The 22658-nt window shown below is 63.2% G+C and carries 20 protein-coding genes and 1 pseudogene; 16 read left to right on the forward strand and 5 right to left on the reverse strand.

The window, feature by feature from the left end; all coding sequences use genetic code 11:
* Positions 1-127 precede the first annotated feature (127 nt).
* Positions 128-391: pseudogene (locus J1M86_RS24990) on the forward strand (transposase); the annotation flags it as partial.
* On the opposite strand, the gene J1M86_RS24995 reads toward J1M86_RS24990, so the two are convergent.
* Entirely contained in the window at positions 351-677 is a 327-nt protein-coding gene (locus J1M86_RS24995) for a transposase (protein ID WP_241260654.1), read from the reverse strand. The pseudogene J1M86_RS24990 and the gene J1M86_RS24995 sit on opposite strands and share 41 nt — an antisense overlap.
* Positions 678-1011: 334 nt before the next feature.
* Here J1M86_RS24995 and J1M86_RS25000 point away from each other — a divergent pair, with 334 nt between their 5' ends.
* From J1M86_RS25000 to J1M86_RS25030, 7 genes are read left to right on the forward strand one after another with little or no spacing between them, the layout of a single operon-like run.
* Positions 1012-1998 carry a fumarylacetoacetate hydrolase family protein gene (locus J1M86_RS25000; RefSeq protein WP_206511787.1) on the forward strand — a complete coding sequence of 329 codons (987 nt, stop codon included), beginning with the start codon at positions 1012-1014 and terminating at the stop codon, positions 1996-1998.
* Positions 1995-3119 (forward strand): FAD-dependent monooxygenase, encoded by a 1125-nt coding sequence (locus tag J1M86_RS25005; protein ID WP_206511788.1) that lies wholly within the window; start codon positions 1995-1997, stop codon positions 3117-3119. Before J1M86_RS25000 ends, J1M86_RS25005 begins: the two co-directional genes overlap by 4 nt.
* On the forward strand, positions 3116-4135 hold the full coding sequence (locus J1M86_RS25010; RefSeq protein WP_206511789.1) for an amidohydrolase family protein: 1020 nt from the start codon (positions 3116-3118) through the stop codon (positions 4133-4135). The genes J1M86_RS25005 and J1M86_RS25010 overlap by 4 nt, the downstream gene beginning before the upstream one ends.
* Positions 4132-5070 (forward strand): VOC family protein, encoded by a 939-nt coding sequence (locus tag J1M86_RS25015; protein ID WP_206511790.1) that lies wholly within the window; start codon positions 4132-4134, stop codon positions 5068-5070. Before J1M86_RS25010 ends, J1M86_RS25015 begins: the two co-directional genes overlap by 4 nt.
* A complete protein-coding gene (locus J1M86_RS25020) occupies positions 5067-6041 on the forward strand; it encodes a fumarylacetoacetate hydrolase family protein (RefSeq protein WP_206511791.1) in 975 nt (324 codons plus the stop codon). The genes J1M86_RS25015 and J1M86_RS25020 overlap by 4 nt, the downstream gene beginning before the upstream one ends.
* Positions 6034-6747 carry an SDR family oxidoreductase gene (locus J1M86_RS25025; protein WP_307786744.1) on the forward strand — a complete coding sequence of 238 codons (714 nt, stop codon included), beginning with the start codon at positions 6034-6036 and terminating at the stop codon, positions 6745-6747. Before J1M86_RS25020 ends, J1M86_RS25025 begins: the two co-directional genes overlap by 8 nt.
* Entirely contained in the window at positions 6744-7733 is a 990-nt protein-coding gene (locus J1M86_RS25030) for a cyclase family protein (protein ID WP_206511793.1), read from the forward strand. The genes J1M86_RS25025 and J1M86_RS25030 overlap by 4 nt, the downstream gene beginning before the upstream one ends.
* Positions 7734-7757: 24 nt before the next feature.
* Here the strand turns inward: J1M86_RS25030 and J1M86_RS25035 are convergent, their stop codons facing one another.
* Positions 7758-8690, reverse strand: coding sequence for a LysR family transcriptional regulator (locus J1M86_RS25035; RefSeq protein ID WP_075837639.1), 933 nt, complete (start codon positions 8688-8690; stop codon positions 7758-7760).
* 138 nt (positions 8691-8828) lie between these two features.
* Here J1M86_RS25035 and J1M86_RS25040 point away from each other — a divergent pair, with 138 nt between their 5' ends.
* Both J1M86_RS25040 and J1M86_RS25045 read left to right on the forward strand, forming a co-directional pair.
* Positions 8829-9395, forward strand: a complete 567-nt coding sequence (locus J1M86_RS25040; RefSeq protein ID WP_206511795.1) for a dihydrofolate reductase family protein — start codon at positions 8829-8831, stop codon at positions 9393-9395.
* A gap of 96 nt (positions 9396-9491) precedes the next feature.
* On the forward strand, positions 9492-9992 hold the full coding sequence (locus J1M86_RS25045; protein ID WP_206511796.1) for a hypothetical protein: 501 nt from the start codon (positions 9492-9494) through the stop codon (positions 9990-9992).
* A gap of 13 nt (positions 9993-10005) precedes the next feature.
* On the opposite strand, the gene J1M86_RS25050 is transcribed toward J1M86_RS25045, so the two are convergent.
* Entirely contained in the window at positions 10006-10386 is a 381-nt protein-coding gene (locus J1M86_RS25050; RefSeq protein WP_206511797.1) for a hypothetical protein, read from the reverse strand.
* Positions 10387-10422: 36 nt separating this feature from the next.
* Positions 10423-11469, reverse strand: coding sequence for a trans-aconitate 2-methyltransferase (locus J1M86_RS25055; protein WP_206511798.1), 1047 nt, complete (start codon positions 11467-11469; stop codon positions 10423-10425).
* Between the two features lie 219 nt (positions 11470-11688).
* On the opposite strand from J1M86_RS25055, the gene J1M86_RS25060 reads away from it, so the two are divergent.
* Complete coding sequence (locus J1M86_RS25060) at positions 11689-14589, forward strand: BTAD domain-containing putative transcriptional regulator (RefSeq protein WP_206511799.1); 2901 nt, start codon at positions 11689-11691, stop codon at positions 14587-14589.
* A 68-nt stretch (positions 14590-14657) separates the two neighbouring features.
* Here J1M86_RS25060 and J1M86_RS25065 read toward each other — a convergent pair whose 3' ends face one another.
* Positions 14658-15281 carry a TetR/AcrR family transcriptional regulator gene (locus J1M86_RS25065; protein WP_206511800.1) on the reverse strand — a complete coding sequence of 208 codons (624 nt, stop codon included), beginning with the start codon at positions 15279-15281 and terminating at the stop codon, positions 14658-14660.
* A 226-nt stretch (positions 15282-15507) separates the two neighbouring features.
* Between J1M86_RS25065 and J1M86_RS25070 the strand changes: the two genes are divergently transcribed.
* From J1M86_RS25070 to J1M86_RS25090, 5 genes are all read left to right on the forward strand, one after another.
* On the forward strand, positions 15508-16635 hold the full coding sequence (locus J1M86_RS25070) for a DUF5938 domain-containing protein (protein WP_206511801.1): 1128 nt from the start codon (positions 15508-15510) through the stop codon (positions 16633-16635).
* Between the two features lie 11 nt (positions 16636-16646).
* The gene (locus J1M86_RS25075) at positions 16647-18212 is read left to right on the forward strand and encodes a long-chain fatty acid--CoA ligase (RefSeq protein ID WP_206511802.1); all 1566 of its coding nucleotides are present in this window, start codon (positions 16647-16649) and stop codon (positions 18210-18212) included.
* On the forward strand, positions 18209-18964 hold the full coding sequence (locus J1M86_RS25080) for an SDR family NAD(P)-dependent oxidoreductase (RefSeq protein WP_206511803.1): 756 nt from the start codon (positions 18209-18211) through the stop codon (positions 18962-18964). The genes J1M86_RS25075 and J1M86_RS25080 overlap by 4 nt, the downstream gene beginning before the upstream one ends.
* A 152-nt stretch (positions 18965-19116) precedes the next feature.
* Positions 19117-19695: an FKBP-type peptidyl-prolyl cis-trans isomerase gene (locus tag J1M86_RS25085; RefSeq protein WP_206511861.1), complete on the forward strand. Its 579-nt coding sequence runs from the start codon at positions 19117-19119 to the stop codon at positions 19693-19695.
* A 106-nt stretch (positions 19696-19801) separates the two neighbouring features.
* Positions 19802-22561: an HAD-IC family P-type ATPase gene (locus J1M86_RS25090; protein WP_206511804.1), complete on the forward strand. Its 2760-nt coding sequence runs from the start codon at positions 19802-19804 to the stop codon at positions 22559-22561.
* Positions 22562-22658: the final 97 nt, after the last annotated feature.

The following is a 22658-nucleotide window of genomic DNA, read 5'->3' on the forward strand; positions in this document are numbered from 1 at the left end:
GAAATCTAGAGGCCCAACACGTGCGCGTCCCTCATCTCACCGGCAACTCGCCGAACACTGCGTCCAACAACACAACCCGCCCTGAACAGCAGAAATGGCGCCCACACAAACCTCAGGAGCGCCACACTTGTGCGGGGTAGCACCGATCCCCGCATCGTCAGGCAAGACCACCCGTCACCGCCTGCATCGCGGTGGCGACCGGCGCGCGAATCAAGCACTCCATACCGCAGTGATCGTACGGCTCAGATACAGCGACCAAGCCCGCAGCTACGCAGATCGCCTCAGGTCAGAGGGTAAATCGATGCCCGAAATCATTCGATGCCAAAAACGCTACCTCGCCCGCGAAGTCTTCACCGCACTCCGGCATGACTACCTCGCCCCCACCACTTGACATCTATAGGAGCGTCCTTCGCCACCTCCCGCAGCGCATCCTTCTCCAACCCCGCATCCGCGAGGAGGCGTTTGAGCCGGCTGTTCTGCTCGCGCAGGTCCTTGAGTTCCTTCGCCGCGTCGGTATCCATCCCGCCGTACTGGCGGCGCCAGTTGTACAACGTCACCGCCGACACCTCGAGCTCGGCGACAATCTCCTCCTGCGTCTTGCCCGCCGCGGTGAGCTCGTCAGCGCGGCGCAGCTTGCGCACGATGTCCTCGGCGGAGTTCCGCTTACGTCCAGCCATGTTCGTGATTCTCCTATCCGCCCAGGTCACAGGCAACAGGCAACAGGACTCTAAAACAAAATGGCCCCCTTCACCGGGGACACGCCATTGGGTCATGCGGAGCCTCCGGAAAATCAGGGGATGTGAGTGAGGTGGATCACGTTTCGCCGCTCAGTCTGAGCCAACTGGGCGGATCACGGAAATCGTTATTGCTGACACCGTTCATAAGGCTGATTTATGCCCTGCGCATCAATTGTATTGATAGCGGATATCGCAATTGTTTCTTTGACTGATGCGTTGGCGTCGCGGAACAGTGGTTGCCATCACACCCACGTCGAACGAAAGTCAGCCTCCTGTGGATACCAACACTCGGCCCCTCCCGGCCTTCGCGCTCGGCACGGCCACACTGGCAGATGGACCGCATGCGGTTGTTCTGGCCGCCGGTGCCCTACTCAATCTCGATTCCGTCGTCGACCGTCTGGAAATGACTTCTCCCGTCAGTACGCGGGCGATTCTCGATGACTGGGATCGACTTCTGCCGGTCCTGCGATCTCTGGCCGAATCCACCGACGGCGAGTGGACCGCGGTGGTGGACGCCAACGTCTCGGCGCCGATCGAGCCGCGTCAGATCTTGCAGGCGGGTGCCAACTACCGCACACACGTCATTGATCTAGCGGTCAAGCACGCAGACATCTCGAACGGACGCACCGAAGCACAGGTTCGCGCCGATGCTGCCGACATGATGGACAAACGTGCGGCAGAGGGTGATCCGTACTTCTTCGTCGGCCTGCCCTCTGCAGTCACCGGACCGTACGACACCGTCACCCTCCCGGCCGGCACACACAACAACGACTGGGAACTCGAGCTGGTCGCAGTTGTCGGACGACGCGCGTACCAACTGTCCGAGGGCGAGGCGCTGGACGCAATTGCCGGCTACACCATCGCCAACGACCTGACCACGCGCGAACTGGTGTTCCGACGAGATATGCCCGAAATCGGCACCGACTGGCTGCGAGCAAAGAATGCGCCTGGCTTTTTGCCCCTCGGACCGTGGATCGTGCCGAAGGAAGACGCAGGGGAGGTGTCCGAGATGCGTCTGACACTCGAACTCGACGGCAAGGCAATGCAGGACGAGTCGACCAAGGACATGTTGTTCGGTGTCGCCGCGCTGGTCGCCGCTGTGTCTCAGACGGTGCAGTTGTTGCCGGGCGATCTCATTCTGACGGGCAGCCCCGCAGGCAACGGAATGCACTGGGGAAGGCTTCTGCGCGACGGCGACGTGATGACCTCGACCATCACGGGCCTCGGATACCAGCAGACTCCGGTGGTGGACGCGTCATGACATCGGTGCTCGTCATCGGGGCTGGGATCGCGGGATCAGCAGCGGCGATCGCACTGGCGAAGGGCGGCGCGTCGGTCGACGTCGTCGAAATCACGCCGGGCGGTCACGCCGTGGGATCAGGAATCACGCTGCAAGGCAACGCGCTACGGGTTCTGCGAGACCTGGGAGTGTGGGACGAGGTGTCGGCGCACGGGTACGGGTTCGACACCATCGGAATACGGGCGCCCGACGCCGACGGAACCTTGCTGGTCGCGATGGACGACGCTCGTACCGGCGGACCCGACCTTCCTTCGGGAATGGGAATGGAGCGACCCATTCTGGCGTCGATACTCCATGCGGCAGCCGAAGACGCCGGTGCCAAGCTGCGATTCGGTGTCACGGCCAGCTCCTTGATGCAAGACGAGTCCAGCGTCGCAGTGACGTTCACGGACGACACGACCGGGCGGTACGACCTGGTGATCGGTGCCGACGGTGTCAGGTCGTGGACTCGCGCAGCCATCGGCATCGATCTGACCCCGCGTCCGACCGGAATGGGGATCTGGCGACTCGTCGGACCCCGTCCGGACAGTGTCACCCGCACCGACCTCTACTACGGCGGAGCCGGCTACATCGCCGGGTATTGCCCCACCGGCGTGAACTCGCTCTACGCCTACATCGTCGAAGAAGCACAGGACCGCACCTGCCTGACACCAGAGCAGCGTCTCGGCGTCATGCAGGGCCTGGCCGAGAGCTATCACGGTCCCTGGGACGACATCAAACAGCATCTCGACGATCCGAAGGCCATCAACTACACGTGGTTCGAAACCCATGTGCTGGAGGGTCCGTGGCACCGCGGGCGGGTCGTCCTCATCGGCGATGCCGCACATTGCTGCCCTCCCACCGTGGCCCAAGGCGGAGCGCAAGGACTCGAGGACGCCATTGTGCTGGCGGACATGGTGCTGGCTGCGAATACGATCGACGACGCCCTGCTCGACGCCTTCACCGATCGTCGCCTCCCTCGGGCGCGTGCGGTTGTGGAAGCGTCTGTGCAGATCGGAACATGGATGCGCGAACATGCCACCGACGCCGATGTTCCCGGAGTGATGGGCCGCGTCACCGCTCTCGTCAGCGAGGCACCATGAACGCCCCGGTCGTGGACGTCCACGCGCATGCGATCGTCCCCGAGATCGAAGCAGCAGTCGCAGGCCGCGCCGGACTCGACGCCCATCGCGCGCTCGATGCCCGACGAAACGGCGCCGAGTCGCTGGAGGTGTCGGGAAAGATGGTCGCAGCCCGCATTCCTCAGCTTATCGGTGTGGACAGACGCCTTGCCGACATGGACGCGGCGGGGATCGACATTCAGGTCGTCTCACCGTCCCCGTCGCACTACCACTACTGGGCGGATCGTGAACTCGCGCAGGTGGTCACGTCAAGCGCCAACCGCGGCATTGCCGCCCTGGTCGCCGAGGAGCCGTCGCGACTCGTCGGACTGGGTCTGATCGCCCTGCAGCATCCCGAGGACGCAGTTGCCGCCCTGGACGACGCAGTGATCACCTGCGGGTTGGCGGGCGTCGAGATTTCCTCGTTCGCGCCGGGCGTCGAGCTGTCCGACGCGCGTCTCGAACCGTTCTGGGCGCGAGCTGCCGAGCTCAGTGCTGTGGTGTTTCTGCATCCGTTCGGGTGCTCGCTCGACGAACGCCTCGATCGCTTCTATCTTTCGAACACGGTCGGGCAGCCGGTGGAGAACGCTGTCGCGCTATCGCACATCATCTTCGCGGGTGTGCTCGATCGTCACCCCACCTTGACAGTGCTCGCGGCGCACGGGGGTGGCTATCTGCCCACCTACATCGGCCGTTCCGACCACGCGTGGGAGGTGCGCCCCGAGGCTCGTCGGTGCACCGACCGGCCCAGTAGCTACCTGCCGCGGATCACGTTCGATTCTCTCGTGCACGGGGCGGGTGCGCTACGAGCACTCGTCGACGCCGTCGGAGCAGAGTCCGTCGTTCTGGGGTCGGACTATCCGTTCGACATGGGCACTACCGATCCCGTGTCCCAGGTTCGCGCCGCGGGCCTGACCGAAGCTGCCACTCGTTCCATACTCGGCGACAACGCCTTCCGGCTTGGTCTGTCGACCGCATCATCAGGAGTCCAATCATGAGCAACTACGCTTTCACCCATCTCCGCCATGTCGATCTCGCTGTACCGGACTACCAACAGCAACTCGACTTCTACACCCGACAATGGGGTTTGACCAACGTCGGAACCGACGGTGACGTCACGTATCTCGCGGCCGAGGGCTCGCCCGAGCACTACGTCGTGCGCATTCGCAAGGACTCCGACAAGCGCCTCGACCTGGTGTCCTATGGAATGGCCGATGCTGCAAGTGTCGACAGCCTGGCCGAGCGTCTCGCTGTAGGCGGTGTGCAATTGGTGGGGGAGCCGGGAACCCTGCAGACGATGGGTGGTGGCTACGGATTCCGGTTCTTCGATGTCGACGGCCGTACCATCGAGGTGTCCGCGGATGTGGCTGTGCGGCAACATCGCAAGGTCGAAGAAGGTGAATCGATCCCGGTCAAGCTCTCGCACGTGGTGCTGAACTCTCCGAATCCCGAAGTGACAGTGGCGTTCTACGACAAATGGTTCGGATTCAAACTCTCGGATACGCTCACACACCCCCGCATGGGCGAGATGATGTGGTTCCTGAGGACCAATGCGCAGCACCACAGCATGGCCGTCGCACGGGGACCACACGTGTCGTTGCACCATGCGTCGTTCGAACTTCGCGGCATCGACGAATACATGCGCGGCACCGGTCGAATGCTGCGTGCCGGCGTCGAGAAGATCTGGGGCCCGGGGCGTCACCAGGCAGGGAACAACACGTTCTCCTACTTCCTCGACCCCAACGGCAACACGATGGAATACACCACCGAACTCGAGGTCCTCGACGAGGACACCTGGCATCCGCATCTGCTCGACTTCTCCCAGCCGGAAGTGTCGGATCAATGGGGGACCGCGAACGCGATGGACGAGTTCGTCGCGAAGAAGTCGTTCAACGATCCCGACAAGGGCCTGTTCGTGGCGCCGCCGGTATGAAATTCGCGACCTACGTCTACGACGGAGATGTGTCGTGCGGTGTGGTCGACGACGGTCGGGTTCAGCCCCTGGACGAGTCGATGCAGTCTCTGCTGAGCGGTGGTCTTTCCCGCGCGCTCGACATCGGCGCCGCAGCACGCGCACGGCCGTCGATCGATCTGACCGCGGTGACCCTGCTGGCTCCACTGCAACCGTCGACGATGCGGGATTTCGTCGCATTCGAAGAACACGTCGAGGGTGTTCGCCGCAGCGTGGACGGCGTGCAGGGAGTTGCGGAAGCCTGGTACGAAGCTCCGCGGTTCTACTTCACCAACCCGTACACCGTCAGCGGTCATGGCGCAGTGATCGCACCGCCCGCGGCGTGTACTGCACTCGACTTCGAATTGGAGGTCGCCGCGGTGATCGGCAAGTCGGGATCGAACGTGGAGATGCACCAGGCACACAGCCACATCTTCGGATACACGATCCTCAACGACTGGTCGGCGCGAGACCTTCAGCGTCGCGAGATGCAGGTCGGTCTAGGACCGGCGAAAGGCAAGGACTTCGCCAACACGTTGGGACCGTGGATCGTGACAGCCGACGAAATCCACACCCGTCGTGGCGCGGACGGATTTCTGCAGATGACATGCACCGTCGATGTGAATGGTCGACGCATAGGCCATGACTCGCTCGCGAACATGGGGTGGACCTTCGACGCCCTCGTCGCGTATGCCTCTCGTGACTCCTGGGTACATCCGGGAGATGTCCTCGGCAGTGGGACCGTCGGCAACGGTGGTTGTCTCGCCGAACTGTGGGGCCGGCGCGGAGAACAGACGCCACCCCCGCTGCAGGAAGGTGACGTGGTGACCATGACCGTCGAGGGGATCGGGACCTTGATCAACACCGTGGGGCGATCGCGCGCCACCGCTGAGATTCCGGCGGCCCGAGTCGTCGATCATGCAGGTGTCCGACAGGAGCACGTCCGTGTCTGATCTGTCGGGCACAGCCGTCATCGTCACCGGCGCCGCGGGCGGAATCGGAGCCGCTGTCGCTGATCGGCTGCGACACCTCGGCGCCGTCGTGCACGGTGTCGATCTCGAGACCGGGTTCGACGTCAGGTTGCGCACGCATTGGGACGAGCTCGTCGGCCGAATCGACGGTCCCATCGACGGCCTGGTGAACTGTGCGGGAATCACGTGGCGTGCAAGAGTCGACGACGTCAGTGCCGAGGACATGACTCGGCTGCACTCGGTCAACGTCATCGGTCCTCTGTTGGGGATGCAAGCGGTCGCGCAGAGGATGCGGGCCGGCGGATCGATCGTCAACGTCGGTTCTCTCGCTGCGACCACCGGGCACTATCCGGTGGCGTACACAGCCAGCAAGTGGTCTCTACGTGGGCTCACCAAGGCCGCCGCAGTCGAGTGGGGCGCGCGCGGCATTCGCGTCAACATCGTGCATCCAGGTTTCATCGACACCTCCATGACGCGAGGAGCGCCCTCCGCGTTCAGGTCGGCCTCGGTCGCCGAGACACCCCTGGGCCGAACCGGTCGGCCGGAGGAGGTGGCCGCGGTCGTGGCGTTCTTGATAGGCCCCGACGCCTCGTTCGTCACCGGTGCCGAAATACCCGTCGACGGCGGTGCCGGGTCGCATGGCGGCGTCAAGTCCGTGTCCGATGCACTTCGAGAGGATTCTGTATGACCAGTATCGATACCCCCAGGATTCTCGACCGCACCGATCCCGAGGGAGAGATCGCGAAATCTGCCGAACGGAACCGTAATTGGGGGAAGTGGGGCGAGGACGACGTACTGGGAACGATGAACTATCTCACCGACGATCTGCGGGCTGCAGCAGGGTCGCTCGTGCGACGTGGTTCGTCGTTCTCGCTGTCACAGAGCTTCGACATGGACGGTCCCCAGAAAGGATGGCGTCGGCGCACCAATCCCGTGCACACGATGCTCGACACCGGCACCGATGCTGCCGCAGGCATTCAAGGTTTCCCTCACGGGCTCGGGGGTGCCGACGATGTAGTGGCCATGCCGCTGCAATGTTCGACGCAGTGGGACGGGCTAGGTCACATTTTCGATCACGGTATCGCCTGGAACGGCCGCCCAGCCGCGTCCGTGGTCACCAGCTTGGGTGACGGTGTCACCGGAATCGAAACCGTTGCCAATGGGATCGTCGGTCGAGGTGTGCTGCTCGACGTCGGTAGATGTTGTGGTGACGACGGCGAGCTGCCGGACGGCTTCGCGATCACAACCGAGCATCTGAATGCGACGATTGCGACCCAGGGGCCGACATCGGAGGTTCGGCGCGGCGATATCGTCCTGGTGCGTACCGGGCAGCTTGCTCGCACCCGTCGCGACGGGTGGGGCGACTACGCCGGGGGAGCGGCTCCCGGACTGTCCTTCACCACCGCGGATTGGTTGCACGACAGCGAGATTGCCGCGATCGCGACCGATACGTGGGGCTTCGAAGTGCGGCCGAATGAATTCGATGTCGCATTTCAGCCGCTTCATCAGGTAGCGATCCCCAACATCGGGTTGTTCCTCGGTGAGATGTGGGACCTCGATGCGCTGGCCGAGGACTGTGCGACCGACGGAGTGTACGAGTTCTTCTTGACCGCCGCGCCGATTCCCGTGACAGGTGCAGTGGGTGCTCCTGTCAATCCGATCGCGGTGAAATAGCCGAACTCGAGCTCAGCCGGTGGATCACCGAAGCTCCGCGGTCGCCAATTCGGCTGCCCGGATCACGAGTTCACGGAGGAAGGTGTGCTCGGAATCTCGGTCGTAAACCGGGTGCCACCACATGGCCTCGACCAGTTCGCTGACTTCCACCGGGCACGCAATGGTACGCAGGCCGGAGTTCAGGGGGAGAAGTCGAACCAGCTGCTCCTGCAGTAGGGCAATGCGATTGCTGCCGGAGACAAGGCCCGGGACCGTGAGAAAGTTCTCGGTTACTACCTGTACGTGTGGCTCGATGCCGAGCATGCGCAGCTGACGATCTGCCGGGGTGGCGGCCGAATGGCCGTGGTACACCACGACCCACGGCGATGACTTCAAGTCTTCGACGGTCATCTCGGCGCCGATGTCCTCGTTGTCGGACGAGACGACCATGATCCATCGATCGCGATAGAGATCCTTGTGCGGAAGATCTGTCACGAACCCGTGCGGCACGAGCATCAAGTCCGTACCCACGAGTGTTTGTTCGGCACGTGCAACCAAGTCTGGGCTCGTCGGACGAAAGCGGAGACGGGCGCGGGGCGCTGCCTCGGTGAACAACCTGGCTAGGGTGTCGCCGAGTACGGTGATCCCGTAATCGCTCACGACAACGCAGAATTCGCGTGTTGATTCCGCAGGGTCGAACTTCGGCTGCGCCGAGAAGACTCGCTCGACGCCGTCGAGAGCCAAACCAGTGCGCTGACGAAGTTCGGCAGCAAGCGGGGTGAAGTGGTATTCGTTTCCGACCCGGTAGAGCAGATCGTCGTTGAAGTGCCGTCGAAGTCGAGCCAACGCGGCTGAGAGTGCGGGTTGACTCAAGCCCAGTTGCTGAGCGGCTTTGGTCACGCTCTTGTGCTGCAGGAGGGCATCGAGTGACACCAGCAAGTTGAGATCGAGGTTCGCGACGCTGCTGACCTTTCGCACCGTCCGAGCATAGTCCGCCTGTGAACCTGGGAGAGAAGGTCGCTGCATCGCTTCCGGGTCGCCTGAGGATTCGATGGTGTGGCATTGGATCGGTGGCTTGTCGCGATGAGTTTTGCCCTCCGGTGCAGTCTGATCTGTATGGGCAAACTCATTTATGGCTTCAACGTATCGGTGGACGGGTACATCGCGGACGCTGACGGCAGTATCGACTGGTCTGATCCGAGCGAGGAACTGCACCAGTACTGGAATGACTTCGAGCGGGAGACCGCCCTGTCGTTCTACGGGCGGCGGCTCTACGAAATGATGTCCGCGTACTGGCAGACCGCCGACCAGGACCCGGACGCCACTCCTATAGTGGTCGACTTCGCGCGTATTTGGCGTGAGATGCCGAAGGTCGTGTTCTCGCACACCTTGGAGTCCGTCGACGGAAACTCCCGCCTGGAACGCGGCGACCCGGTCGAGGTGGTAACAAAGCTGAAAGCCGAAACAGAGGGCACGCTGGAGGTGGCCGGCGCGACGCTGGCCGCACCGATCGTGCAGGCCGGACTGGTGGACGAGTTCCGGATGGTGATCTCGCCCATCGCCGTGGGCGGCGGTACACCATTCTTTCCGTCGCTGCCGTCATGGATGTCGCTGCGACTGTTGGAGAACCGGAACTTCCCGGGCGGCACCGTCCTGCTGCGCTACGAGGCGAAGCGCGACTGATCGGACCGGCTGTCGGGCCGATCTCGTCGCTCGAAACCAGTCCGTGTCTCATCTGCGCGAGTTACGCTCGAGGGCCACGTATGGATTGGAATCGGCATGAAGAAACTCCTCAACTCCCTGTCCGAGGACGAGTACGTATTGATTCGGGAAACCAAGAAATCGGAGATGTCCGGTCTCTCCGAGGATGACTTGATCGATCTGCACGCCCGCATTCGACGAGGCCGCAACAAGTACGTCAAGCTCTACCGTCGCGCAGGCGCTGCCAAGGTGGGCGCCAAAGGTGCTCGCGGCGCCGGCAAGGCAGCGAACTCGCGCAACGCAGCCAAAGCGGAAGCCTTCGAGGTTGCACTGAGCAGAGTGAGTCGTCGGTTGGCCGCAGTATCGAAAGACACCGCCCGTGAACTGAAGGCTGAACGTCTCAGTCGCGCACGCAAGTCGTCGCCGTCGCCCGGCGAAGGCGGCGCCGGCGAGGGCAAGGTCGTCTCGGCGGGCAAGTCCCGCGTCGACGCCACCCGGAAATCGCCCGGCCGAAAGAAGTACGAGGCCTCGACGATCGCGGCAGGCAAACGGAGGCAAGCCAAAAAAGACCGCACATGACGTCGGCGAGTCCCTACTCCGGCACACTGCACTCCGGCACACTGCGGAGTGGTCCAGCACCCGAGCGTTGAGAGGTAGACATCACCTCGGACCGTCGAGGTGGTGCCTGACCCGAGCCGGCACTCCGGTCCCCGCCGAGGACCACGTAGCGCACGTACCAGAACAGCATCAGCGCGGTGGTCATGGTGTGAAACAGATGCAGGACCAGCACCGGGCCTAGTGGCAGATGAACCACATAGAGCAAATAGATCAGGTTGCCGATGTTGGCCAGGGCGATATTGCCGGGACTGTACGACGCCACGTCTTTGGTGCGCCACGCCTTGGCCAACATCGGCAGTGTGCTGCATGCGAACACCGCGGTGGCTACCCCGCCGGCGAGGACCGGGATGTCCATGTCATTGCCTCTCGTGATGTGTGGCCCGGCCGTTCGTCAGGGCCGAACCTCGTAGACGTTGTTGAAAGCGGTCTGCGCTGCGCGCCGAAACCGGGTGAAGCCGGCGTCGGTGACTACCTGTCGTATCGCCGATTCGGGTGCCTGGGCGCCGAGAGCGTAGCCGCCGGCTTGGGACAGGGCGTTCGGGACGCACAGAAATGTCGAGGCGCTGTAGTAGAGACGCCCAACCGGGTTGAAAGTGTCCTCGACGTTTTCGGCGGAGATCGGTTCCACCAGGAGCCATGTGCCATCGGAGTCCAGTGACTCGAGGATCCGGCGGGCGGCGCCGACTGGATCACCCATATCGTGAAGGGCGTCGAAGGTGGTCACGAGATCGTAGTCACTACCCGAGAAATCCTGTGCCGTAGCGATTTCGAAGTTCACTCGATCGCCCACCCCGGCGTCGTCGACCTGTTTGCGGGCAAGTGCGATCGACTCACCGTGAAAGTCCACCCCGACGACGGTGCTCTTGGGGTATGCCTGCGCCAGCAACACCGATGTCGTTCCGAGGCCGCAACCGACGTCGGCGACGCGGCCGCCAGCCGACAGTTTCGCTGCGACACCGTCGAGTGCGGGAATCCAGTTCGGCACGAGTTCTGCGGCGTAGCCGGGTCGGTAGAATGCGTCGATCCCGACGAACACATTGTGGTCGTGCTCGTGCCAGCCGACACCGGCGCCCGTCCTGAACGACTCGGTGATCTTGTCCTCGGCGCGCAGGTAACCCAGCACGCCTACGAAGGCGGCCGATACGTTCGGCCCTGCCATGTCGGCAAGGCAGAACGCCTGCTCCTCGGTCATCGAGAATGCCTCGGTCGCCGGGTCGTACGAGATGTAGCCGCCGGCGGCCTGACCGCGCAGCCACTCGGTGAGGTAGCGCAGGTCATAGCCGGTGTAGTCGGCGAACGCCTCGGGTGTGGCGGGTCCCTTCGCGAGCGCGCTGTACAGGCCGAGCCGGTTGCCGATGACAATCGAACCGGCGGCGGCTGCAGCGCCCAGATCGGTGACCACCTGACCGATGAATTCCCCTACTTTGTTCTCGTCCATCTGACTTCTCCTTGGTGAGTTCGTTCCGCGAATGTTCCGGTGATTCATGCGGTGGACCGGCGAACAACCGGTCACACTGGACAGTGTCGATCGAGTCGCTGTCACGCCGCTGACGTCGGCGGACACGGCGCTGACAGTGATCCCGAGACAGTGATCCCGAGACAGCGATCCCGAACGGGACGAACGTGGCAGGAAGTCGGCCCGGCGGAAGGAGTGGCGGTGGTTGACGTTGGTGTTCGGGTCGAAGTGCTGGGCCCGCTGCGGCTTCTTGTCGGAGGGGTTCCAGTCGACGTGCCCGGACCCAAGCGCCGGGCAGTACTCGCGCTACTCGCCTTCGCTCGCGGCGAGACGGTTCCGGTCGGCCGGTTGGTGGACGCCTTGTGGCCGTCCGAAGCACCGGCATCGGGTCGCTCTGCCCTACAGGCCCACATCTCCCGGTTGCGCCGTCACCTGGGGGCGGCGGCGATGCGGTTGCAGAACAGCGGCGACGGATACCGACTCCAGCTCGGCGGCGACGAGTGCGATGCGTCCGAGGCGCGGGCGCAGCTCGCCCAGGCACGGAGCCTTCGAGGCCAGGATCCGATCGGTGCGCTGGCCGTGCTGGAGAGAGCGCATTCGCTGTGGCGGGGCCCGCAGCTCACCGACCTGGTCGATATCGCCGATATCGCCACCGCGATCGAAGAGTGCCGGAACCTACAGCGCGAGGTGACCGACGCACTCATCGATTGTGCGGTCGCCGCGGGTCGAGCGCGTCAGATCATCACCCTGGCGACTACCCAGCTGGTCGCCGACCCGTTGCGCGAGCCATCGGTGCTGTTGGCGATGCGCGCGTTGGCGGCTACCGGTGAGGCACCGGAGGCGTTGCGGATCGGTCGCGAATTTCGGGCGAGGTTGGCCGAGGAGATGGGTTTGGATCCTTCACCTGCGCTCGGCACGCTCGAGCGCGAGATCGCCGGTGGAGCCGCAGGGCCGACTACACCGGCGATAGCGAGGTCACCGGCAACGAGGTTGATCGGGCGCGCAGACCAGGTCACGGCGCTGCGCCGACTCATGGCATCGGAACGTCTGATCACACTCGCGGGACCGGGTGGCGTGGGCAAGACCCGAGTTGCATTCGAGGTGGCGAACGATACGCCCGATGCAACGGTGTTGATGCTGGCGCCGCTCACCGATCCCGCGGCAATTCCGCACGCACTCGCGGCTGCGCTGAATGTCAACGTGGTCCGCGGGGATGTTCTGAGCGCCTGTGCGGCCGTGCTCGGCGGTCGTCCGGGTCTTTTGGTGGTCGACAATTGCGAACATCTCCTCGACACCGCGCGAGATACGGTTGCCGCCCTGCTCGAATCCTGCCCACTCCTGTCAGTTCTCGTCACCTCCCGCGAACCCTTGGGCCTGGCAGCCGAATGTACCTGGCGGTTGGCCCCTTTGACGTTCGATCCTTCGGTCGATGGCGAACAGGAATGGTCGAGAGCACCAGCAGTCGAACTGTTCATCGACCGCGCGCGCCGCATTCGACCCGAATTGGTGCCGACACCGTCGCAAGTACGCACGATCGGGGAGATCGTGCGCCGCTTGGACGGCCTGCCGTTGGCAATAGAACTCGCTGCCGGCCGGTTGTCCACATTCTCGTTGACCGATCTCCATGAACGGCTGGACCGCGCGCTCGATCTGCTGGGTGATGGCCGACCGACAGCCGATCTTCGACATCGAACGCTGCGATCCACCATCGACTGGTCGTACGAGCTGCTCGATCCCCATGAACAACGGCTGTTCCGGTTCCTCACGGTGTTCCCCGACGGCATCGACCTGGCCGATACCGAACGGCTTGCAGCGGACCTGGGCATGCCCGGCGACTCCGGCGCAGCACTCGCGCACTTGGTCGATGCATCGATGATCGACGTCGAATTCGACAACGTATCGGAGGACAACGTATCGGAGGACAATGCATCGGCGGTCGACATCGAAGGCGGCACCCGGTATCGGATCCTGGAGACGGTCCGGGCTTTCGGGTTCGATCGGTCGGCTAGTGAAGGCGAGTCCGAACTCGCGGAGAAACTGTTACTGCGATGGGCAACCCGACGGGCATCGGCAATCGGCGCTGGGCTGACCACCGAGCACGAGCACGTGGCCGACGCGGCCCTGCGCCGCGAATTGCCGAATCTGCGCGCCGCCTGGCGGCTGGCACGGGATCGAGGATCACTGGACACAGCAGTCACGATCGTCACTTCGCTGTTCGATGCGATCGAATACCGTGACCTCATCGAAATCCGCTCGTGGGCCGATGAACTCGTCGACGATGCCGACCTCGCCAACCATCCCAGCGCCTCGGTCGCCTACGCGGCGGCCGCGGAAGCGGTCTATCACCGGGGGGACTATCAACGCGCCGAACAACTCTCGAAGATGGGGATGGAACGTGCATCCGACGCCGAACAGACATGTCTTTGTCTGTTGACGCTGTCGGTGACCGCGCTGGCCCGCGGTGAATACGCCGACGCGATCAGCTACAGCCTGCGCGCCACAACGATCACTCCCCGCCTCGCTGAACCGTTCGGGATCGCAGCGCTGGCGGTCCTCTACTCCGGTGGTCTCGACGAGGCTCGGCACCTGAACAACAAGGGCCGAACGGGTGCCACCTGGCCCACGATGGCGTCGTGGCACTCGTACGTGGCAGGCGAGATCGAGAACTATGCTGGGAATCCGCTACCGGCCGAAGAGCATTACCTGCGTGCGATCGACTTGGCCCGAATGTGCGGCGCCACCTTTCTGGTGGGTGTGGCCACCGTCGGATTGCTGACGGTGCGGTCGACGTCGGGCCGGATTCATGAGGCGTTGCTCGGATACCGCGAGGTGATCGACTACTTCGCGCGCACCGGCAATTGGACTCATCTGTGGGCAGCTCTCCGCAATCTCGCCGACCTGTTGAACACCTTGGGCGACCAGGAGTGCGCGGCGCTTCTCCATGCGGCCGCGGACCAAGCCCCGGATGCACCGGCCTACGGTCCGAGTCCAGCATCGTCGCCGGCCTTACTCGTCACCGATCGGACGGAATTGCTCGAAACTGCCAGGAGGGCCATCGACATACAGATCGTGCAGACCGAGCTGCACGAGCAGCGGCGTTAGTAGCCGGTCGGCTGCGTTGTGCACTCCGCCCGCCCGCCCGCCGATGTGAATCCGAGGCGCTCTCTTGATCAGTCGAGCAACGCGAAGGCAGCCCGGAGCTGCCCCCGAGCAGCGTCGATCTGGTCGGTGTTTCCGGCGAAGTGGTGTAGCAGCGCACGTTGAAAGATGCCGTCGAGAAGGATGTACGCCGACGCTCGGTCCAGCGCCGGCGTGGATCCGCGCAGTTCGCAGTACCGAATGACCACCCGCCAGATCATGTCCTCGCGGCGTTCTTCGATCTCGAGCACGTCACGGCGGAACAAGCCGTCGAACAGGGCCTGATTGCGCAGGTCGTACCACAGCCGGTGTATCCCCGCGTCGGCCACCAGAGTCGCGAAGTACTTCTCTTCGAAGTCGGTGACCAGGTGCTCGGCGTCGATCGCGCTCGAGACCACCTCGTCGTAGCGAGTGACACAGGTGGCCTCGTACTGACGAACCGCATGGGTGATGAGGTCCCGCTTGTCGGTGAAGTAGTAGTGCAGCACGCCGTGCGAATACTCGGAATTCTGCGCGATCTCCCGAAGCGAGGTGCGTGCATAGCCGAGCTCGGCGAGCGTGTGCAGCGTCGCCTCCGCCAGCTCGGTCCGCTTGGACTCGAACTTGTTGCGGGCACGCTCTTCGATCCGGGCGCGCGGATCAGCAGTCTGCGTCATGTTCGTGTCCTTCCCGCGCGTTCGGTAGTACGTCAGTGTAAGCCCGACCTCGGATGCTCGAACTTTGGGCACGCGTCAAGAAAACTCTTGACGCTTGTACAAATTCTGCCATAGTGTGATCGGCAGCACACGTTAGAAGAGTGGATGTACGTCATCCCCTCTCCGGTGCGCCGATTCCAACCACCTCGGTCTGCCGTGCGTGCGGACTGTTCACGAGAGGACTTTCATGCCAACCGACAAGCGGGTCGTCGTATATGGGGCATCGGGATACACCGGCCGATTGATCTGTGAATACCTGCGGGAGTTCAACATCCCGTTCCTGGCCGCTGGACGCAACGAAGGCCGAGTCAAGGGCATTCTCGACGTGGTCCCCGGTATCGACACCGTCGAATACGATGTCGTCGAGGTCGAGCACACCAAAGAGTCTCTGGTGGAGGCATTTCGCGGCGCTGAGATCGTGCTCAACACGGTCGGACCGTTCTCGCGTTTCGGACACGAAGTTGCCCAGGCCTGCATCGAGATCGGTGCGCACTACACCGACACCACCGGCGAGCAGGACTGGATGATCGATGCCGAGACACAATACGGCGCAGAGTTCGGATCCCGAAACCTGGTACTCACACCAGGTTTGGCCCAGATGTACAGCATCGGCGAAATCGCCGCGAACATCTGCCTCGAGACGCCCGGGCTGGATACGCTGGATATCGAGGTCTTCTGGAAAGGGCATCCGACCGTCGCCTCGACCAATACCATCCTGACCAATGCCGCGTTCTCCAAGGCCTACTACCTCGAGCAGAACGAGTACGTCGAGTGGCCGGCCGACGAGGGAGTATTCCAGGTCGTGGTGCCAGGCCAGCACGACCTCGGTCTAGCCCTCCCGTGGGGCGGAACGTCCCATCCGGTGTGGTTCAAGAACGATCCCCGTGTGGCGAACGCCAAGGCCTACGGCGGAGTGATCAACAAGCCGCTCATGCTGGCCGTGCCCCAAATCATCTCTGCCGCACTGGGTCAGATGGAAGGAAAGACCGACGCGGAGAAGTATCAGATCATCGACACCGTATCTGCCTCGGTTCGAAGCGAGACACCTCCTCGTGAGAATCCACGCATCAACACCTCGCTCGATTCGGTGTACGCGTCAGGCCCGCTGGGTCGGGTTCACACCGTGATCCACGGCAACTGCAACTACAAGCAGACTGCGCTGCTCAACGCCTACGCGGCGTCACACCTGCTGCAGGGGCCACCGAAGAAGGTCGGATTCGCCTCGAGCTGCCAGGCATTCGGCCACCGGGAGCTGCTCGGCGTGCTCCGCGCGTTCGGACTGGTGCTCGACCCCATCGTCACCGCGCACAGTTGAGGACAGGGTCGATGCGGCTGTCCGACTACCTCGACAAAGGGGTCTCACTGGGCCGAGACGCGCCCTGTCTCACCATCGGCGAGACCACCCGAAGCTACGGTCAGGTGTACGACGACACGGTGACGATCGCCAGTGCCCTGCAACATACCGGGATCGACGCGGGCGATCGTGTTGCCGTGTTGTCAGCCAACGATCCGCTTGCGCTGACCTGCGTGTTCGGAGTCTCGCGAGCGGGCGCCGTGTGGTGCCCGATCAACCCGCGCAACGAGGCCGACGAGAACCGTCAATTGTTCGAGCTGTTCGGTTGCCGATTCCTGTTCTTCCAGAGTGCTTTTGCCGATCTGGTTGCTCGCATCCGCGACCAGTTGCCGCAACTGGAATGGCTCGTATGCCTCGACGGGGAGGTGCCGGGCGCACTCTCGTACGATCGGTGGCTCGCCGACCACGGATCCGATTCGGTCGTCGACCAGCGTCCGGCCGACGGGTTGTGCATCATCGCCGGCACCGGTGGCACCACGGGAAGACCGAAGGGCGTGCGCCTGACCGAGGAGAACATGCTGACCTCCACGGCTTCGGCGTTGATGAGCTACCCCTTCGGTGACCGGCCGCAGTATCTGGCACTTGCGCCGCTCACGCACTCGGCGGGAGTACTGACCTTTCCCATCCTCAGCCTCGGGGGACATGTGGTCGTTATGCCTGCACCCGACATCGGGAAGTTCCTGTCCCTCATCGAGCAGCACGGCATCACGCACGCGTTTCTTCCCCCGACGGTCATCTACGGCATTCTCGATCACCCGGATCTCGACGGAACGAATCTCTCGTCGTTGCGGTGCCTCTGGTACGGCGCTGCACCGATGTCACCGACTCGGTTGGAAGAGGCGCTGAAGCGCATCGGTCCTGTTCTCGGACAGCTCTTCGGGCAGACCGAGGCTCCCAACATGATCGCCACGCTCGCTCCGGCCGACCACTTCCATAGCGACGGTTCCATCGCCACCGAACGACTCAGCTCGGCAGGCAAGCCGACACCGCTCACGACGGTGGCGATCATGAACGACGAAGGTGTGCTGCTCGATCGCTGCGAACGCGGAGAGATCGTCGTCCGAGGACCCCTGGTGATGCAGGGGTACCACGATAATCTCGAAGCCACAGCCGAAGCGGGTACGCACGGTTGGCACCACACCGGCGACATCGGGTATCTCGACGACGAAGGTTATCTGTACGTCGTCGACCGGGCGAAGGACATGATCATCACGGGCGGATTCAACGTCTACTCGGCCGAGGTGGAGCAGGCCCTGTTGGCACATCCCTCCGTCAAGGAATGTGCTGTCGTCGGGTTGCCCGACGACAAGTGGGGCGAACGCGTCACCGCCGCAGTTCTTCTTCGTCCCGGTCGCGAGACGTCCGGTGAGGAACTGATCGCCTTCGTGAGAAAGCGAATTGGAAGCATGAAGACACCCAAGCAGATTCAGATATGGTCCGATCTTCCCCGTTCGAAAGTCGGGAAGGTTCTCAAGACCGAAGTGCGCAGCATCATGACTCTCTCATCATCATCCTCATCGAAGGGAAACACACCATGACCGAGTTCGAGGGCAAGCGAGTATTCGTTACCGGATCCGGTGCCGGCATCGGAAAAGCCATATCCAAGATGTTCATCGAGCGTGGTGCGCGCGTCGTCGTCAGCGACATCGACGAAGGTGCGGCAGCGAAGGCCGCCGAGGAGATCGGTGCGGCCGGTATCGCCAACTGCGATGTCACCGACGAGGGCCAGGTCCAGGCCGCGGTCGCACAGGCTGTGGAGGCTCTGGGCGGGCTCGACATCGTGGTGAACAACGCTGGAATCGAGATCTCGTCGCCGTTGCTACAGCAGTCGACGGAGAGCTTCGACAAGATCTATGCCGTGAATGTGCGCGGACCGTTCCTCGTCATGAAGGCCGCGATCGGAGCGCTGGTCGAGTCGAAAGGCAATATCGTCAACATCTCCTCCCTCGCCGGCGTCGGTGGTAGCCCGCTGCTCGGTTCCTATTGCGCTACAAAGGCTGCATTGATCCAGCTCACGCGCGTCGCGGCAATCGAGATGCGTGCGTCGGGGGTGCGGGTGAACGCCGTGTGCCCGGGCTTCGCCGACACCGCCATGGTCGATCGATTGGTCCCGGGTTTCGAAGCCGCAACACAGATGCCGTTCGGTGACCTCGTCGCCGCCAAACAGGGACGATTGGGAACACCCGAGGACATCGCGGAGGTGACCCTGTTCCTCGCGTCCGACCGGGCAACGTGGATCACGGGAAGCCACTACATTCTCGACGGAGGGCTCTCGGCGTCGCTCGTTTAGCTCCCTGTCGATTCCCCAGTGCCCGAATCGCCAGTGTCCAATGGCCCCTGTAACCGGCCGTTGGGCACTGGTGCGTACCCCACCGGCGTGCGGAGGGCGTCGTATGACGAAAGAACAGCTTTGGGTAGCGTCGTACCGTGAAAACGAATCGCATGACCTCGTCCGGTGTTGCCGCAGCCGGAGCGGCTCTGATGGTGCTCGGTTTGGCCGGTTGCAGTTCTGATTCTGGGGCGACTGCGACCCCGACGAGTACCGAAGCAGCCGCCCTCGACACCTGCCCGACCGCCGCTCCAGAGAGCTCCGCAGATCCGGAGTGGACTCTCGAGGGACAAACCGGGAGTGTCGAGGTCACCGGCTCGACGGCTTCGTCGGCGCCCGTGATCGACGTCGAAACCGCGTTCAGCATCGACGAGACTCAGGTGTCGACGCTGCAAGCAGGGGATGGACCAGTCGTTTCGGACGATGCTGAGGTGTCTGTCTGCTACGTGGGTGTGAACGGGCGCGATGGGTCGGTGTTCGACAGCAGCTACGAGCGAGGAGCGCCGGCCGAATTCCCTCTCGGCGGAGTGGTTCCAGGGTTTCAGAAAGCTATCGCGGGTCAAACGGTTGGATCGACCGTTGCCGTGGCGATGAGTTCCGCGGACGGGTACCCCGACGGTCAACCGCGTGCAGGCATTGCTGCGGGTGACAGCCTTGTATTCGCTATTTCGATCCTCGCCGTGACCGGGTGATCCGGGTGTCAACGCTCCTTCTTTGACTCACCAGTGTCCAATGGCCCCCGGCAACTGGCCGTTGGGCACTGGTGATCCCGGTCGCCCATATGGAACCGTCGACACAATGGCAGCTACCTCCACCACCCCGTACCACGGACTATCGAGCCATGAGGTTGCTCAGATGCTCGAGACGGATTCGCTGCGCGGGCTCACCACCGAACAGGCACATCGGTTGTCGGCGCGGTTCGGGCCCAACGTGCTTCCGGAAGCCACCGGCGCGAGTCTGCTTGTGCGGATCCTGCGTCAGTTCCACCATCCGCTCATCTACGTCTTGTTGATCGCTGGAGTCATCACCGCGTTGCTGCGGGAGTACGTGGACTCGGTTGTGATTTTCGCCGTCGTAGTCGTCAACGCCATCGTTGGCTTTGTCCAAGAGTCCAAAGCCGAGTCGGCGCTGCAAGGACTCCGTGCAATGGTCCGCACCGACGCCAGAGTCGTTCGCGAAGGTCGTGAACTGGTCGTCGAGTCCGAAGTGCTTGTGCCCGGAGACTTGATTCTCATCGAGGCCGGTGACAAGGTGCCGGCGGACATCCGGCTACTTCGGCACTACGAATTGCGCGTCGACGAATCAGCGCTGACCGGCGAATCTTTGTCGATCGGGAAGAACGAAGCTGTTCTTACCGACGCGACGCCCGTCGCGGATCGATCCAACATGCTGTACTCGGGCACCTTGGTCACCGCAGGATCCGGCGCAGGGATCGTGGTGGCAACGGGAGCAGACACCGAGATGGGGGAAATTCACCGGCTCGTCGGTGACGCAACGCTGTTGGCGACCCCCCTGACGATCAAACTGGCCCGGTTCAGCAAGTTGCTCACCGTGGGGATCTTGGGTTTGGCTGCGTTTACGTTCGCCCTCGGCTTGCTGCGCCAGCAAGACGCCGTGGAGACCTTCACCGCATCCATCGCCCTCGCGGTCGCAGCAATCCCCGAGGGTCTTCCCGCCGCCGTCACGATCATGCTCGCCATCGGTGTATCGAGAATGGCCAAGCGGCGAGCCGTCGTCCGACGCTTGCCCGCGGTGGAGACGCTCGGCAGCACGACGGCAATCTGCGCCGACAAAACTGGCACGCTCACTCGGAATCAGATGACCGTGCGAGCAGTTTGGACGCCCAGTGAGGCCGTGCAGGTGACGGGGTCGGGTTATAGCCCAGACGGTGAGTTGCTGTCGGGAGGCGGAACGCCCGTGTCGATCGATGCGAACCTCGCACTGCGCTGGTCACTGTTGACAGGAGCGGGATGCAACGACGCCGTATTGACCCACGAAGACCACCAGTGGGGGATCGTCGGTGATCCCACCGAAGCCGCGATGCTCGTCGTCTCAGCCAAGGCCGGCCTGACAGCCGAGCACGTCGGCGAAAGCCTCCCGCGGGAGGACACAATTCTGTTCAATTCGGAGCGTCAGTACATGGCTACCTTGCACGCAACGGGGAGCGGCGACCATGTGGTGCTCGTCAAGGGTGCGGTGGAACGGATGCTTGAACTGTGCCACGACCAAATGTATGCCGACGGTTCCCGACGGCCGATCGATCGATCGGGGGTGTTGCTTGCCGCCGAACAGCTGGCGCTACAGGGGCTCAGGGTGCTCGCGACCGGCGTCCGTGAGTCGACCGACGCCACCGACTTCACCGAGCGAGCGCTTCTTGGCACCGTGACACTGACCGGCCTGCAGGCCATGCTCGACCCACCCCGCACGGCAGCCACCTCGGCGGTGACCGTGTGCCACACCGCAGGCATAGCGGTCAAGATGATTACCGGTGACCATGCCGGGACCGCCAGCGCAATCGCTCGGGCGGTCGGAGTGCTCGAAGCCGACGAGGATACTGCGGGAAGCGTTCTGACCGGTGCGGAGCTGACCGAGATTGCACCCGAGGACCTTCCGGACGCTATCGAGCGAGCCTGTGTGTTCGCGAGGGTGACACCGGCGCAGAAACTGCAACTGGTCGAGGCCATGCAGGAAAAGGGACACATCGTTGCCATGACCGGAGACGGTGTCAACGATGCGCCCGCGCTGCGGCGAGCGAATATCGGTGTGGCAATGGGGGGAAGTGGCACAGAAGTCGCGAAGGACGCGGCCGACATGGTGTTGATCGACGACGATTTCGCCACCATCGAAGCTGCTGTCGAGGAAGGTCGCGGCGTTTTCGACAATCTCACGAAATTCATCACGTGGACGTTGCCCACGAATGTCGGACAGGCCTTGGTGGTCTTGACGGCGATCGCCTTGGGCACTGCGCTGCCGATCTTGCCCACCCAGATTCTGTGGATCAACATGACAACCGCCGTGTTTCTCGGACTCACGCTGGCGTTCGAGCCCAAAGAGGCAGACGTCATGACCCGACCGCCGCGCGACCCGAACGAGTCGCTGTTGACCGGCGCGTTGGTCGGCCGGACTCTGTTGGTATCGGCACTGCTCGTCGCTGGCGCATGGTGGCTGTTCGAGTGGGAGCTGGCAAACGGCGCGTCACTGCCTGAGGCGCGCACCGCAGCGCTGAACGTCTTTGCCGTGGTCCAAGCGTTCTACTTGTTCTCGTGTCGCTCGCTGGTCCACTCTGCCTGGCGCATCGGCCTGTTCACCAACCGCTGGCTCATAGTGGGTGTGGCGACGCAGGCAGTTGCACAGCTCGCAATCACCTATCTCCCTTTCATGAACACGATATTCCAGACAGCTCCGTTGGACGCCGGGGCTTGGCTGAGGATCTTTGCGATCGCGGTCGTGGTCAGCCTGGCGGTTGGCGTAGACAAGTCGCTCGGGGCGCGCAGAAGCTCGACCAAGGCAAGCGCGCATCGCACACATCTTTACGGCACTTCGGCAGCGATGAAGTAGCGAGCCGAACGCGGTGTCGCAAGCTACCGGGTTGGCGATTCATTCGATTGAATGATTGTTTTCCGACGTCCCGTGCAGCCGGTGTGAGGTGGATACG

Source organism: Rhodococcus sp. KRD197 (assembly GCF_017168235.1).
Classification (GTDB): Bacteria; Actinomycetota; Actinomycetes; order Mycobacteriales; family Mycobacteriaceae; genus Rhodococcoides.

What these genes read in the sequence shown, in the direction of transcription:
- J1M86_RS25070 (WP_206511801.1), top strand. Translation starts at nt 15,508, where the DNA reads ATGCCAACCGACAAGCGGGTCGTCGTATATGGGGCATCGGGATACACC.
- J1M86_RS25055 (WP_206511798.1), bottom strand. Translation starts at nt 11,469, where the DNA reads ATGGACGAGAACAAAGTAGGGGAATTCATCGGTCAGGTGGTCACCGAT.
- J1M86_RS25065 (WP_206511800.1), bottom strand. Translation starts at nt 15,281, where the DNA reads ATGACGCAGACTGCTGATCCGCGCGCCCGGATCGAAGAGCGTGCCCGC.
- J1M86_RS25080 (WP_206511803.1), top strand. Translation starts at nt 18,209, where the DNA reads ATGACCGAGTTCGAGGGCAAGCGAGTATTCGTTACCGGATCCGGTGCC.
- J1M86_RS25050 (WP_206511797.1), bottom strand. Translation starts at nt 10,386, where the DNA reads ATGGACATCCCGGTCCTCGCCGGCGGGGTAGCCACCGCGGTGTTCGCA.
- J1M86_RS25045 (WP_206511796.1), top strand. Translation starts at nt 9,492, where the DNA reads ATGAAGAAACTCCTCAACTCCCTGTCCGAGGACGAGTACGTATTGATT.
- J1M86_RS24995 (WP_241260654.1), bottom strand. Translation starts at nt 677, where the DNA reads ATGGCTGGACGTAAGCGGAACTCCGCCGAGGACATCGTGCGCAAGCTG.
- J1M86_RS25085 (WP_206511861.1), top strand. Translation starts at nt 19,117, where the DNA reads ATGACCTCGTCCGGTGTTGCCGCAGCCGGAGCGGCTCTGATGGTGCTC.
- J1M86_RS25020 (WP_206511791.1), top strand. Translation starts at nt 5,067, where the DNA reads ATGAAATTCGCGACCTACGTCTACGACGGAGATGTGTCGTGCGGTGTG.
- J1M86_RS25040 (WP_206511795.1), top strand. Translation starts at nt 8,829, where the DNA reads ATGGGCAAACTCATTTATGGCTTCAACGTATCGGTGGACGGGTACATC.
- J1M86_RS25005 (WP_206511788.1), top strand. Translation starts at nt 1,995, where the DNA reads ATGACATCGGTGCTCGTCATCGGGGCTGGGATCGCGGGATCAGCAGCG.
- J1M86_RS25075 (WP_206511802.1), top strand. Translation starts at nt 16,647, where the DNA reads ATGCGGCTGTCCGACTACCTCGACAAAGGGGTCTCACTGGGCCGAGAC.
- J1M86_RS25090 (WP_206511804.1), top strand. Translation starts at nt 19,802, where the DNA reads ATGGCAGCTACCTCCACCACCCCGTACCACGGACTATCGAGCCATGAG.
- J1M86_RS25030 (WP_206511793.1), top strand. Translation starts at nt 6,744, where the DNA reads ATGACCAGTATCGATACCCCCAGGATTCTCGACCGCACCGATCCCGAG.
- J1M86_RS25015 (WP_206511790.1), top strand. Translation starts at nt 4,132, where the DNA reads ATGAGCAACTACGCTTTCACCCATCTCCGCCATGTCGATCTCGCTGTA.
- J1M86_RS25010 (WP_206511789.1), top strand. Translation starts at nt 3,116, where the DNA reads ATGAACGCCCCGGTCGTGGACGTCCACGCGCATGCGATCGTCCCCGAG.